10 protein-coding genes are annotated in these 13,427 nt (G+C 69.4%); 4 read left to right on the top strand and 6 right to left on the bottom strand.

Translation table 11 applies throughout. The features are described from left to right. Positions 1-21 precede the first annotated feature (21 nt). Entirely contained in the window at positions 22-1,338 is a 1,317-nt protein-coding gene (locus MRBLMI1x_RS04590) for an HNH endonuclease signature motif containing protein (protein ID WP_363457815.1), read from the top strand. Between the two features lie 189 nt (positions 1,339-1,527). Here the strand turns inward: MRBLMI1x_RS04590 and treZ are convergent, their stop codons facing one another. From treZ to MRBLMI1x_RS04560, 6 genes are all read right to left on the bottom strand, one after another. Then, a complete protein-coding gene (gene treZ, locus MRBLMI1x_RS04585) occupies positions 1,528-3,246 on the bottom strand; it encodes a malto-oligosyltrehalose trehalohydrolase (protein ID WP_363456572.1) in 1,719 nt (572 codons plus the stop codon). Continuing rightward, on the bottom strand, positions 3,243-5,591 hold the full coding sequence (gene treY, locus MRBLMI1x_RS04580; protein ID WP_363456569.1) for a malto-oligosyltrehalose synthase: 2,349 nt from the start codon (positions 5,589-5,591) through the stop codon (positions 3,243-3,245). The genes treZ and treY overlap by 4 nt, the downstream gene beginning before the upstream one ends. Further along, a complete protein-coding gene (gene glgX, locus MRBLMI1x_RS04575; RefSeq protein WP_018185638.1) occupies positions 5,591-7,801 on the bottom strand; it encodes a glycogen debranching protein GlgX in 2,211 nt (736 codons plus the stop codon). Before glgX ends, treY begins: the two co-directional genes overlap by 1 nt. A 69-nt stretch (positions 7,802-7,870) precedes the next feature. Further along, positions 7,871-8,344: a glutaminase gene (locus tag MRBLMI1x_RS04570; RefSeq protein WP_336125834.1), complete on the bottom strand. Its 474-nt coding sequence runs from the start codon at positions 8,342-8,344 to the stop codon at positions 7,871-7,873. Between the two features lie 2 nt (positions 8,345-8,346). Beyond that, positions 8,347-9,030, bottom strand: a complete 684-nt coding sequence (locus tag MRBLMI1x_RS04565) for a GTP pyrophosphokinase (protein WP_363456565.1) — start codon at positions 9,028-9,030, stop codon at positions 8,347-8,349. A gap of 47 nt (positions 9,031-9,077) precedes the next feature. Next, positions 9,078-10,082 carry a LacI family DNA-binding transcriptional regulator gene (locus MRBLMI1x_RS04560; protein WP_363456562.1) on the bottom strand — a complete coding sequence of 335 codons (1,005 nt, stop codon included), beginning with the start codon at positions 10,080-10,082 and terminating at the stop codon, positions 9,078-9,080. Between the two features lie 173 nt (positions 10,083-10,255). Here MRBLMI1x_RS04560 and MRBLMI1x_RS04555 point away from each other — a divergent pair, with 173 nt between their 5' ends. From MRBLMI1x_RS04555 to MRBLMI1x_RS04545, 3 genes are read left to right on the top strand one after another with little or no spacing between them, the layout of a single operon-like run. Continuing rightward, on the top strand, positions 10,256-11,527 hold the full coding sequence (locus MRBLMI1x_RS04555; protein ID WP_414685564.1) for an ABC transporter substrate-binding protein: 1,272 nt from the start codon (positions 10,256-10,258) through the stop codon (positions 11,525-11,527). Between the two features lie 2 nt (positions 11,528-11,529). Further along, the gene (locus MRBLMI1x_RS04550; protein WP_020097873.1) at positions 11,530-12,543 is read left to right on the top strand and encodes a carbohydrate ABC transporter permease; all 1,014 of its coding nucleotides are present in this window, start codon (positions 11,530-11,532) and stop codon (positions 12,541-12,543) included. A gap of 8 nt (positions 12,544-12,551) precedes the next feature. After that, a complete protein-coding gene (locus MRBLMI1x_RS04545) occupies positions 12,552-13,427 on the top strand; it encodes a carbohydrate ABC transporter permease (protein WP_020097872.1) in 876 nt (291 codons plus the stop codon).

Genomic DNA, 13,427 nt, shown 5'->3' with positions numbered 1-13,427 from the left:
GGCTGGTGCGATAGTTCAGGTATGACAGAAGCGATGGAAATCCCTGGTGGCGATGCGTATCTCGCCGCCATTGCGGGCATCGTGGCGGACGTCGAGGACGTGGAGCGGCGGATGGCCGCGGTGCAGATCGCGCAGCTCCGTACGCTCGCTGCTGCGGGCCGACTGGCGGAGGAACAGGGCGCGCCCCCGAACGCGAAAGTGACCCTGCACGACATGGTGCTGCGGTCGATCGCCGCAGAGATCGGCGGAGCGATGCGGACCACCGACCGCACCGTGCAGCGTCGGATCGGGGAAGCCCGGGTGACGATCGAAGGATTCCCCGCCGCGGTGGCCGCGTGGGAGGCCGGACGGATCGTCCGCGGGCACGTGAAGGCGATCGTCGAGACCGGGCTGAACCTACCCGCAGAGATGTGGGCTGAGTTCGAAGCCATTGCGATCGAGCGATGCGAAGGCGAGACCCCGAACCGAGTGCGGGGTGAGCTGGAGATCCTGGCGCACCGGATGCATCCGCGATCGTTCGCCGAGCGGCATGAGGAAGCTGCGGCGCGGCGGTGCGTCAGGTTGATCCCGGGCCGGGACGGGATGTCGGATTTGATCGCGACCCTGCCGACCGTGATTGCGGAGGGGATCCACGACCGGCTCACACAGCAGGCGCGGGCGATTGTCGACACCCGCGAGGAGCGCTCGGCGCCCTTAGGTGTGATCGCGACCGACGGGAGATCGACCGATCAGGTCCGCGCCGACGTGCTCGCCGACCTGCTCCTCGCCGGCACGCCGTCGCTTGATGACACGCGCGACACGACCGCCGGGCCACTGGGCGCGATCCGCGCGCGCGTGCAGGTGCTGATTCCCGCAGCGACTCTGACCGGTGCCGATGATGGACCGTGCGATCTGACCGGCCGCTCCCCCATTGACCCGGCCACCGCTCGCACACTCGCCGGCGCGACGCACGTGTGGGAGCGCCTGTTTCACGACCCCACCACCGGAGTCACCGTCGCCACCGACTCGTACCGTGTCCCATCCGGGATGCGACGGTTCCTGCAAGCCCGGGATCAGCACTGCCGGTTCCCCGGATGCCGCGTCGCTGCGATCCGGTGTGAAGTCGACCACACCCACGACCACGCGCTCGGCGGGCGCACCGAACTTTCCAACCTCGCCCACCTGTGCCAACGGCACCATTCGATGAAGCAATTCACCGCCTGGAAAGTGCGCCAACTGAGGGGTGGAGTCCTGGAATGGACCTCACCCCTCGGCAGGATCTACCGCGAAGACGCACCCACCCCGGCCGTCGCCTTCACCCCTGCCGCCACACATCCCGGAGACCCGGCACCCTTCTGACCAGACACAGGCCTGAACCGGGGCCGATCCTGCGCGCGCTGCGCCACGCAGAACACCGCGCCACAGCCACAGCCCCAGCCCCAGCCCCAGCCCCAGCCCCAGCCCCAGCCGATGATCGACCCCCGGCATCCCACTTCCCCTGTCGCGGACGGCGAGCGCGCACGGCGCGTCGCGACAGGGGAACGCGGACTACGCCCCGACGACGACCGCGGACTCCGGGGCCACGACAAGCCGCTCGCCGGCCGACGTCGGCTTGACGGACGCGATCCAGACGTCGCCGCCGGCGACCTCCCACGGCTCGGACGACAGGTTCACGAGAACCCGCGCCGCGCCGCGGTGCAGCACGTACCGGGGACCCGTCGAGGTGGTCTGCACCTCGGCATCCCGCCCACCGGGACCCGGGTGCGTCAGCTCGGGCCGCGAGCGCCGCAGATCGGCCAACTGCCGGTAGAGATCCAGCAGCCGCGCGTGATCGCCCTGCGACACCTCGGACCAGTCCAGCTTCGACCGCTCGAACGTCGCGGGGTCGTTGGGGTGCGGCACGATGCTCTCGTCCCAGCCCATCTTCACGAACTCCGCGATCCGGCCCTTCGCCGTCGCCTCGGCGAGTTCCGGCTCGGGGTGCGAGGTGAAGAACTGCCACGGCGTCGACGCACCCCACTCCTCGCCCATGAACAGCATCGGCGTCCCGGGCGCGGTCAGCGTCAGCACGGCGGCGACCGCGAGCCGATCGGCCGACAGCGTCGCCGTCAACCGGTCTCCCGCCGCGCGGTTGCCGATCTGATCGTGATCCTGCGCGTAGGTCACCAGTCGCCAGGATGCCGCGTCGTCGGGCACGGGCTTGCCGTGATCCCGCTCGCGGAACGACGAGTAGGTGCCGTTGTGGAAGAAGCCCTCCGTCCACACCTTCGGCAGCGCCTCGGGGTCGGCGAAGTCCTCGTAGTAGCCGACCCCCTCGCCGGTCAGTGCGACGTGCACGGCGTGATGCCAGTCATCCGACCACTGCGCCGTCAGGCCGTACCCGCCGGCCTCGCGCGGCAGGAACATCACCGGGTCGTTCAGGTCGCTCTCGGCGATCAGCGTGAGGGGCCGCCCGACGTGCGCGCTCAGCGCGTCGGTCCGCTCCGCGATCTCCTGCAGGATGTGCACCGGCTGCTCCCCGGACTCGTGCAGCGCGTGCACGGCATCCAGCCGCAGACCGTCGACGTGGAAGTCCCTCATCCACATCAGCGCGTTCTCGACGATGAACGACCGCACGGCCGCCTCGTCGAGGTTGAGGCTGTCGCCCCACGTGTTCCGCGACCCGTCGCGCAGGTACGGACCGTACTCGGGCAGGTAGTTCCCGCTCGGCCCCAGGTGGTTGTAGACGACGTCCTGGATCACCGCGAGGCCCGCCGCGTGCGCGGCATCCACGAAGCGCTGATACGCGGCCGGACCGCCGTACGTCTCCTGCACGGCGTACCAGAGCACGCCGTCGTAGCCCCAGTTGTGGGTGCCGTTGAAGGCGTTCACCGGCAGCAGCTCGATGTGCGTCACGCCGATGTCGATCAGGTGGTCGAACCGGGCGATCGCGGCATCCAGCGTCCCTTCGGGCGTGAACGTCCCGAGGTGCAGCTCGTAGATCAGCCCGCCGGCGAGCTGACGGCCGGTCCACGCCTCATCCGTCCACGGGAAGGATGCCGGGTCCACCCACGCCGACGCGTCGTGGACGCCTCGCGGCTGCCGCCGCGACCGCGGGTCGGGACGGAGGTCGCCGCCGTCACCGAGGACGAAGCCGTACTCGTCGCCGTCTGCCAGCGCGACGTCGGTGCGCCACCAGCCGTCACCGGCGGCGGTCAGCGCGACGTCGTCCGCATCGGGGCGGCGCAGCCGCACCCGCTCGACGCGCGGAGCCCAGACCTCGATCACGATGCGTCCCCTTCGATGACGTCCGCCGGCGCGAGCAGCGCGACGGGGTAGGTGTCCAGCAGGTCGGCGAGCCGCAGACGACCGCCCTCGAACCGGCGCCCGGTCAGCACGTCGACCGTCGGGCCGACGTGCGTCAGCACCTCGGTGTCGCCCCAGCCGCCGCGAGCGGCGAGCCCGGCCGGCAACCGCGTCGCCACCGCCACGACGCCGCCGCGGTCGAAGGCGACCGCGTGGTCCGCGGCCTCCCCCGCGACCGTCATCGGCGTGTACCGCGTGAACAGCTCCGGATGGTCGCGCTTCAACCGCAAGGCGCGCGACACCACGAGCAGCTTCGCCGCGCCCGACGCGTCGACCGGCGGCATCCACCCCTCGTCGAGACGGGCGAGCAGGCGCCGGCGTTCCGCGAAGTCGACCTCGCGACGGTTGTCGGGGTCGACGAGCGAGTGGTCCCACAGCTCGGTGCCCTGGTAGACGTCCGGGACGCCCGGGCCGGCCAGCTGCAGCAGCTTCAGCGAGAGCGAGTTCGACCGGCCGAGCGGCGTGATCTCGTCCACGAAACCCTCGACGATCGCCCGCGCATCGCCGAAGGCGGCATCGACGAGGTCGTGCATCTTCTCTTCGAAGGCCTCATCAGGGTCCGACCAGGTCGTGCCGTTCCCCGCTTCGCGCGACGCCTTCTCGGCGTACGCGTGCAGACGCTCTCGCGATGCGGGCCACGCGCCGACGATCGCCTGCCAGAGCAGGTTGTCGAACGGGCCGTCACCGGTCGAGGCGACCTGGCGCAGCTCGCCGAGGACCTCGGCCCACCGCTCCGGCATCTCGGCCAGCACGGACAGGCGCGCCCGGACGTCCTCGCTGCGCTTCGTGTCGTGCGTCGACAGCGACGTCATCGCCGCCGGCCACGAAGCCTGACGACGAGCGGATGCCGCATGGAACCCGTCGACGTCGACCGCGAACTCGGTCGGGTCGCCGCCCACCTCGGTGAGCGTGCCGAGCCGGGTCCAGCGGTAGAACGTCGTGTCCTCGACGCCCTTCGCCATGACGGGACCGGTCGACTGCATGAACCGCCTCGTGAACTCGCTGTCGGGGCCGGCCGTCAGGCGCGCCGCGATCGTCTCGAACGCGTCGCCCAGCTCGGGACGGCGCGACGAGGCCAGCGCGACCGCCTCATCGACCTCTTCGACGCCGGCGGGAAGGTAGGCGCGGTACACCGGGAACGCCGCGAGCAGCTCGGCGAGCGCGTCGAGCCACTGCTCGTCGGACGCGCCGTTCCGCTCACCGGCGGGGATGAGCGCCGCGAGCCGCAGCACCTCGGCGTGCAAGCCGTCGGTCGCCCATGCGAGCTTGGCCTCGTGCATCATGTCGGCGTAGTCGGCTGCCGCACCGTCTCGCAGCTGCGTGTCGAGCGAGGTGAGGCCCTGCTCGCCGGACGGGTCGACGAGCACGCGGTCGAGGACCGCCATCGCGTCGTATCCGGTCGTGCCCTCGGTCGCCCACCACGACGGCAGGTCCTCGCCGTGCTCGAGGATCTTCTCCACCAGCACGTACGCACCATCCGTGGCATCCGCCAACAGGTCGAGGTACCCGCCCGGGTCGGCGAGGCCGTCCGGGTGGTCGACCCGCAGACCGTCGGCGAGATCCTCGTCGATCCACCGCACGATCTCGACGTGGCTCGCATCGAACACGGCCGGGTCCTCGACGCGGACGCCCGCGAGCGTCGTCACGGCGAAGAAGCGACGGTAGTTGAGTTCCGCGTCACCGCGGCGCCAGAACAGCAGCTCGTAGTGCTGCGCCGCGAGGACGTCGCGGACGTCCCCCTCGCCGGTGCCGTCCGCGAGCGGGAACTCGTGGTCGAAATACCGGACGACGCCCGCCTCGGCGTCGATCGTGATCTCGCCCGCCTCGACGGCGGCATCGAGCTCCGACCCGAGCACGGGCAGCCGCAGCCGTCCGCCGAGCGCCCAGTTCACGTCGAACGCCGCCGCGTGGGGCGACGCCTGTCCCTGGCGCAGGACGTCCCACCACCACGGGTTCTGCCGCGGATCCGCGACGCCCTGGTGGTTCGGAACGATGTCGATCAGGATGCCGAGCCCCGCCGCGCGCGCCGCGGCGGCGAACCGCGACAGCCCCTCGGGGCCGCCGCGCTCGGGGTCGACGACCGTCGGGTCCACGACGTCGTAGCCGTGGTCCGATCCGCTCGTCGCGGCCAGGATCGGCGACAGGTAGGCCCAGTCCACACCGAGGTCCCGCAGGTAGTCGGTGAGCTCGGCCGCGGCATCCAGGTCGAAGCCGGCCCGGATCTGCAGCCGATACGTCGAGCGCGGCGCCTTCTCGGGACCGGTCATCAGCGGGGAAGCTCGCTCTGCGGCGCCTGCGCGGGGATGACGTCGATCGTGCCCGTCATCGCGGCGAGCGACGCCGCCACCGACGGGTCGGACTCGACCGCCTCCGCCTCGTGGTCGCGGAGGACGACGAGAGCCCGCGCCCCGACGCTCACGCTCCCGCCCTGCTCGACCACCGGCGAATCCGCGGCCCCGCCGGCCGTGTCGACGATGATCTCCCAGGCCGGGCTCGCCGACGCGGTCGGCACCGTGAAGTCGACCGTCTCGTCACCCGCGTTGAAGAAGACGAAGAAGTGGCGGTCGTGGATCTCCTCGCCGCGGCGGTCGCGCTCGCGGATGCCGTCGCCGTTGAGGAAGACGCCGACCGCACGGCCGAAGCCGGAGTCCCAGTCCTCGGGCTGCATCTCGGAGCCGTCGGGACGGATCCACGCGATGTCGGGGAGTGGTGCGCCCTCTTCGCGACGCACCGGGCGTCCGTCGAAGAACCGGCGACGTCGGAACGTGGGGTGATCGCGACGCAGGCGGGCGAGCACCGACGTGAACTCGATGAGCGGCTGGTCGATGGACGTCCAGTCGATCCAGGTGAGCTCGTTGTCCTGCGCGTACCCGTTGTTATTGCCGTTCTGCGTGCGGCCGAGCTCGTCGCCGTGCGAGATCATCGGCACGCCCTGGCTCAGCAGCATCGTCGCGAGGAAGTTCCGCTGCTGACGTGCGCGCACCCGCAGGATGTCGGGGTCGTCCGTGGGGCCTTCGACACCGTGGTTGTACGAGCGGTTGTGCGATTCGCCGTCGTTGTTGTCCTCGCCGTTGGCCTCGTTGTGCTTCTCGTTGTACGAGACGAGGTCGCGCAGGGTGAACCCGTCGTGCGCGGTGACGAAGTTGATGGATGCCACCGGCCACCGCCCGTCCTGCTCGTACAGGTCGGCCGAGCCCGTGAGGCGCAGCGCGAACTCGCCGAGCGTCGACGGCTCGCCGCGCCAGAAGTCGCGGACGGTGTCACGGTACTTGCCGTTCCACTCGGTCCACTGGGGCGGGAAGTTGCCGACCTGGTACCCGCCGGGGCCGATATCCCACGGCTCGGCGATCAGCTTCACCTGGCTGACGATCGGGTCCTGCTGCACGAGCTCGAAGAAGGCCGACAGGCGGTCGACGTCGTAGAACTCGCGGGCGAGGGTCGAAGCGAGGTCGAAGCGGAAGCCGTCGACGTGCATCTCGAGCACCCAGTAGCGCAGCGAGTCCATGATGAGCTGCAGCGTGTGCGGGTTGCCGACGTTGAGGCTGTTGCCCGTGCCGGTGTAGTCCGTGTAGTACCGCTTGTCGTCGTCCTCGAGCCGGTAGTAGGCGAGGTTGTCGATGCCGCGCATCGAGAGCGTCGGGCCCATGTGGTTGCCCTCGGCGGTGTGGTTGTAGACGACGTCGAGGATGACCTCGATGCCCGCGGCGTGGAGCGCGCGCACCATCGCCTTGAACTCCTGCACCTGCTGGCCGACGCCACCGGCCGCGGAGTACGTGTTCTGCGGCGCGAAGAAGGCGATCGTGTTGTAGCCCCAGTAGTTGGAGAGTTCCTTCTCCTGGAGGGTCGAGTCGTTCACGAACTGGTGCACCGGCATGAGCTCGAGCGCCGTGACGCCGATCTTCTTGAGGTGTTCGATGACCACCGGGTGCGCGATCGCGCTGTAGGTTCCGCGGATGTCCTCGGGGATGTCGGGGTGCGTCATCGTGAGGCCCTTCACGTGGGCTTCGTAGATGACGCTCTCGGCGTACGGCGTCTTCGGCTGGCGGTCGCCCTGCCAGTCGAAGTAGGGGTTCACGACGACGCCCTTCATCATGGCGCCGGCCGAATCGTCGTCGTTCGTCGAATCGGGGTCGCCGAAGGTGTAGCTGAAGACGGACTGGTCCCACTCGATCTGGCCGTCGACGGCCTTCGCGTAGGGGTCGAGGAGCAGCTTGTTCGGGTTGAAGCGCTGCCCGTTCTCGGGGTCGTACGGGCCGTGCACGCGGTAGCCGTAGCGCTGACCGGGCTGCACCGACGGCAGGTAGGCGTGCCAGACGAATGCGTCGACGTCGATGAGTTCGACGCGCGTCTCCTCGCCGCTCTCGTCGAACAGGCAGAGCTCGACCTTCTCGGCGCACTCGCTGAACAGGGCGAAGTTCGTCCCATTACCGTCGAAGGTCGCTCCCAGAGGGTAAGCGGAACCGGGCCAAACCTGCATGCGGACTCCTGTGATAGGTGGAATGCCACAGTACCCAGGCAGTATTTCCGACCCCGGGCCCTTGACAGGTCAGCGCAGGGACAGCATGTCGTCGAGATAGTCCGCGAGGGGTCTCGGCGGACCCGTGTGGCTCCACGCGATGTGCGGCACGCCGCCCTGCAGCGACAGGATGCCGGAGCCCTCGCCGCGGTCGACGGCGGCGGCATCCATCTCGGTCCACCCCAGGTGGAGCACCTCGCCCTCGGCGAACCCGCCCCGGAACGCGGCCGCGGCCCGCTCCGACCGCGCGCGCTGCGCCTCGGCGGTGTACCCGCGGATCGCGTCGTGCCGCGCGCGCAGCACCTCGCCCGTCGCGAAGACGCGGTCCTCGCCGATCAGGAGCGCCCCGATGTGCCAGGCATCCGTCACCGGGACGATCCGCGGGGCCCGTCCGATGCCCAGGATGCGGCGGTTCGTCGTCCACTCCCCCAGCCGCTCCCGCGGCGACCCGGCGAGGCGCTCGCGCGCCGCCTGCAGCAGACCGCCGGTCGTGTGCGCCGCCACCGTCAGACGAGGTGCGCCGGCGCGGAGGATCCGGCGCCGCGGATCTGCTGGTGGAGGCGCGTCATCCGGGCGTCCAGCTCGGCGGCGGCGTCCGCGGCATCCTTCAACTGCCCCAGCAGGTGATCGGGCACCTGGCGTTCGTACTTGTAGTAGATCTTGTGCTCGAGGCTCGCCCAGAAGTCCATGGCGATCGTCCGGAACTGCACCTCGACGGGCACGTCGACGCGTCCCGTCGAGAGGTAGACCGGCACCTCGAGGATCGCGTGCAGGCTCTTGTAGCCGTTCCCCTTCGGGGTCGCGATGTAGTCCTCGACCTCGCGGACGGTGATGTCGTCCTGCGCGGTCAGCAGGTCGAACAGGCGATACACGTCGTTCACGAAACTGCAGGTGATGCGGATGCCAGCCACGTCGGTGATGTGTGCGCGCACGGACTCGAAATCAGGGTCGATGCTGCGGCGCTGGATCTTCTCGACGATGCTGTCGGGCGACTTCACGCGGCTCGAGACGTGCTCGATCGGGTTGTAGTCGTGCATCTCGTGGAACTCCTCGCGGAGGATCGAGATCTTCGTCTCGATCTCCTGCAGGCCGAACCGGTACTCCATGAGGAAGCGCTGGAACTCATCGCGCATGCTCCGAAGAGAGGAGGCGGACACCGTGATCTGCTGCTCATCGAGCGGAGTGGACATGAGGCGACGCTATCGGGAACCACTCCGAGCGCGCTGGGAAGGATGCCTCAGTCCGCTCGGGGCGGCGCCGTGGTCGCCCGGGGGACGAGCGCCGTCGGCAGGCGCAGGTGCGTCGCTGCGGGGATGCCGCCGCCCATGAACTCCAGCAGCATCGTCACGGCCTCGGCGCCGAGGCGCTGCATCGGCTGGCGGACGGTCGACAGCGCGGGCACCGACTGCGAGGCATCCGGAACGTCGTCGAACCCGATCACCGAGAGGTCGTCGGGCACCGACAGGCCGTGCTCGTGCGCGACGCGGATGACGGTCAGCGCCGAGATGTCGTTGGCGGCGAACACCGCCGTGGGACGGTCGGCCCGGCGCAGCAGCCGGGTGGCCGCTTCGCGCGCGATGTCCTCCACGTAGCGCCCGACACCGACGAGGTCAGGGTCGAACGGGATGCGGGCGTCTTCGAGCGCCCGCCGGTAGCCGCCCTCGCGCAGCATCGAGGACCGGAGGTCGGGGCGACCCGCGACGAAGCCGATGCGGCGGTGTCCGAGCGAGACGAGGTAGGCGACGGCGTGACGGGCGCCGGCGAAGCTGTCGGACTCGACGGTGGGGAGGTCGGCCGGCCCCGTGTGCGGGTCGATCGCGACGACGGGAACCTCCGCCGCGACGTTCACGACCGTGGGGGTGACCATGATCACCCCGTCGACGAGCGTGCCGCTCAACCGGCTCAGCGAGCGGCGCTCCCATCCTTCGCTCGACACGGCCCGCGATCCGCTGTAGGCGAGGAGATCCAGTCGCGAGTCGCGCAGAGCCGCGCCGACTCCTTTGAGCACTTCAGCCGAGAACGGCTCGAAGTCCGCGACGAGGACGCCGACGACACCGGTCTGGCGTGCGCGCATACTGCTCGCGACGAGGCTCGATTCGTAGCCGAGCTGCTCGACGGCGGTGAGCACGCGCTGCACGGTCGCGGGGGCGACGCCGTACCGTCCGTTCACCGCCTTGGAGACCGTCGCGACCGAGACGCCGGCCGCGGCGGCCACGTCGTGGATCGTGGCGCGGCTTCGCATGCCTCGAACTGTAGCCCCATGGAAAACATTTTCGAAAACGTTTGACGTGGGCGACAACAATTCCGACACTGGTGACCGAACCCCCGGCACGCACCGCCGGGACCACCCGCACCTCGATGACCGAGCGTGCACTCAATGAGGAGATTGGTGATCACATGAGGACCAGAAGGATCATGGCGGGGCTCGCGGCGGTGGCCGCGGCGACCCTCGCTCTCAGCGCCTGCTCGGGCGACAACGGCGGCGGCAGCGGCGACGGCACCGTCGAGATGACGCTGTGGCAGAACTCGACCACCGGCCCCGGTCAGCAGTTCTGGAAGGACGCGATCGCGGCCTTCGAAAAGGAGAACACCGGCGTCACGATCAAGATGCAGTCCGTCCAGAACGAGGACATGGACGGCAAGCTCCAGACCGCTCTCAATGCGGGCGACCCGCCCGACATCTTCCTCCAGCGCGGCGGCGGCAAGATGACCGCGATGGTGAACGCCGGCCAGCTGATGGACCTGACCGACCGCATCTCGGACGACATCCGCGGCGAGATCTCCGAGGGCTCGTTCGCGGCCGAGACCTACCAGGACAAGGTCTGGGCGATGCCGCTCTCGGTGCTCCCGGGCGGCTTCTTCTACAGCCAGGACGCCTTCGACAAGGCGGGCATCTCCGACACCCCCACGACGATCGACGACCTCAAGAGCGACGTCGAGTCGCTGAAGGGCACCGGCATCGCACCCATCGCCCTCGGCGCGAAGGACGCGTGGCCCGCTGCGCACTGGTACTACTTCTTCGCCATCCGCGAGTGCAGCCCGAAGGTGATCGAGGCGACGGGCGACTCGAAGGACTTCAGCGACGACTGCTGGACCCGCGCCGCCGAGGACCTCACCGACTTCGCCGCGATCAAGCCGTTCAACGAGGGGTTCCTCACCACCGCCGCCCAGCAGGGCGCCGGCAGCTCGGCCGGCCTCGTCGCGAACCGCAAGGCCGCGATGGAGCTCATGGGCGCATGGGACCCGGGTGTGATCGCCTCGCTGACGCCGGACGAGAAGCCCCTCCCCGACCTGGCCTGGTTCCCCTTCCCCGAGATCTCGGGCGGCGACGGTGAGCCCGGATCGATGATGGGTGGCGTCGACGGTTACTCGTGCTCCGCACAGGCCCCGAAGGAGTGCGCCGACTTCCTCAACTTCATCGCCGGCTCGGAGCAGCAGACGAAGTACTACGAGGCGTTCCAGTCGCCGCCGGTCAACTCGGTCGCGCAGAAGTCGGTGACCGAGCCCTACCTGCAGCAGATCCTCGAGGCGTACAACAGCGCCCCGTTCGTCTCGCAGTGGCTCGACACCGTCCTCGGCCAGAACGTCGGCAACGCGCTGAACGTCGCCGTCGTCGACATGCTCGCCGGTGGCAGCGACCCGCAGAAGTTCATCGCAGCCGTCAACGCCGCAGGCGCGCAGGGCTGACCATGACCGTTCGCGAGATGTCCGTCTCGGACGCCACCGGTCTCGCGGCGCACGCCGGGGGTGGCGACACGCCGCCCCCGGCTCGGCCGCGGTCCCGCCGCCGGCGGGGCCTCGGCTGGTCGGGGCGACTGGAGGTCCTCCTCCTCGCCGGACCCGCCGTGATCTTCTTCGTCGGGTTCGTCATCCTGCCGGTCCTGATGGCCGCCTATTACGGCTTCTTCCGCTGGTCGGGCTTCGGGCCCGCCACCGACTTCGTCGGGCTGAAGAACTACATCACGATCTTCAGCGACCCCAACTTCCAGAGCGCACTGCTGCACAACGCCTTCATCGTCGTCATGTCGCTGGTGCTGCAGGGACCCATCGCGATCCTCTTGGCGCTCCTGCTCAACCGCAAGATGCGGGGGCAGTCCGTCATCCGCATCCTCATCTTCGTGCCGTACGTCATCGCCGAGGTCGTCGTCGGCACCGGGTTCAGCCTGCTGCTGTCGACCAACGGCGCCGCCAACGGAATGCTGGACAAGCTCGGCCTGGGCGGCCTGACCCAGGACTGGCTCGCCGACCCGTCGATCGCGATCTGGACGCTCATGGCGATCCTCACGTGGAAGTACGTCGGCTTCGCCGTCATCCTCTTCCTCGCGGGACTCCAGGGCATCCCCGAAGAGCTGTACGAGGCCGCCGCCATCGACGGCGCGTCCTACTGGCAGATCCAGCGGCAGATCGCTCTGCCGCTGCTCGCACCGACCCTGCGCATCTGGGCGTTCCTGTCGATCATCGGCGCCCTGCAGCTGTTCGACCTCGTCTACATCATCTGGGGCCAGTACGTCTCGTCGGTCGCCGGCACCAACACGATGGCGATCTACATGGTCGTCACCGGCCGCAACGCCGGGAACTTCGGCTACGGCAACGCGGTCGCCGTCGTCATCTTCGTCATCTCGCTCATCGTCGCGCTGTTCTACCAGCGCTTCGTGCTCCGCCGTGACACGGCGGGCGCCATCACAGAGAGGGGCGTGCAGTGAGCGCCACCATGACCCTCGTCACGGCACCGCCGGCCGAGCCGCGCCTGCGCCGCGCGCCCAAGCCGAAGCTGCCGTGGGGTTCGCCCGTCGTCTACTTCGTCGCCCTCGCGGTCATCGCGCTCATGCTCGGCCCGGTGATCTACATCATCATCGGCGGGTTCCGCTCGAACTCCGCGATCACGGTCGACCCGGCCGGGTTCCCCGACCCGTGGAACATCGACAACTACGTCGGCGTCATCACGAGCGGCCAGTTCTGGGGCCAGGTCGGCAACTCGACCTTCGTGGCCCTCGCCACCACGATCGGCGCGGTCGCCCTCGGCATCGCCGCCAGCTACGTGATCGCCCGGTACAGCTTCAAGGGACGCGGGTTCCTCTACGCCCTGTTCGCCTCGGGCCTCATGTTCCCCATCACCGTCGCGATCACGCCGCTGTACATCGTGATCCGCTCGCTCGGGCTCATGAACACCCTGCCGGGCATCATCCTCCCGCAGATCGCGTTCGCCCTGCCGACGACGATCATCATCCTCGTCCCGTTCCTGCGGGCGATCCCCGACGAGATCCAGGAGGCCGCGTCGATCGACGGCTGCAGCCGCCTCGGGTTCTTCTGGCGCATGGTGCTGCCGCTCGCCGTGCCGGGTGTGATCACCGTCGGCATCCTCGCCTTCATCGGCAGCTGGAACGCGTACCTCCTGCCCCTGTTCATCCTCAACAACGAGTCGCAGTTCACCCTCCCGCTGGGCGTGCAGGCGTTCTCGTCGCAGTACTCCGTCGACACGGCGCGCGTGCTCGCGTTCACCTCGCTGTCGATGCTCCCCGCACTGCTGTTCTTCAGCCTGTTCGAGCGGCGCATCGTCGGCGGTCTCACCGGAGCCGTGAAGGGCTGA

It is taken from the genome of Microbacterium sp. LMI1x-1-1.1, from assembly GCF_040676205.1.
Taxonomy (GTDB): Bacteria; Actinomycetota; Actinomycetes; order Actinomycetales; family Microbacteriaceae; genus Microbacterium; species Microbacterium aquilitoris.
The sequence above is the reverse complement of the archived record's forward strand: the minus strand, read 5'-3'. Positions and strand labels throughout refer to the sequence as shown.

Coding starts and splice junctions, on each gene's coding strand:
- MRBLMI1x_RS04590 (WP_363457815.1), top strand. CDS start 22: ATGACAGAAGCGATGGAAATCCCTGGTGGCGATGCGTATCTCGCCGCC.
- treY (WP_363456569.1), bottom strand. CDS start 5,591: ATGACCGGTCCCGAGAAGGCGCCGCGCTCGACGTATCGGCTGCAGATC.
- glgX (WP_018185638.1), bottom strand. CDS start 7,801: ATGCAGGTTTGGCCCGGTTCCGCTTACCCTCTGGGAGCGACCTTCGAC.
- MRBLMI1x_RS04565 (WP_363456565.1), bottom strand. CDS start 9,030: ATGTCCACTCCGCTCGATGAGCAGCAGATCACGGTGTCCGCCTCCTCT.
- MRBLMI1x_RS04560 (WP_363456562.1), bottom strand. CDS start 10,082: ATGCGAAGCCGCGCCACGATCCACGACGTGGCCGCCGCGGCCGGCGTC.
- MRBLMI1x_RS04555 (WP_414685564.1), top strand. CDS start 10,256: ATGGCGGGGCTCGCGGCGGTGGCCGCGGCGACCCTCGCTCTCAGCGCC.
- MRBLMI1x_RS04550 (WP_020097873.1), top strand. CDS start 11,530: ATGACCGTTCGCGAGATGTCCGTCTCGGACGCCACCGGTCTCGCGGCG.
- MRBLMI1x_RS04545 (WP_020097872.1), top strand. CDS start 12,552: ATGACCCTCGTCACGGCACCGCCGGCCGAGCCGCGCCTGCGCCGCGCG.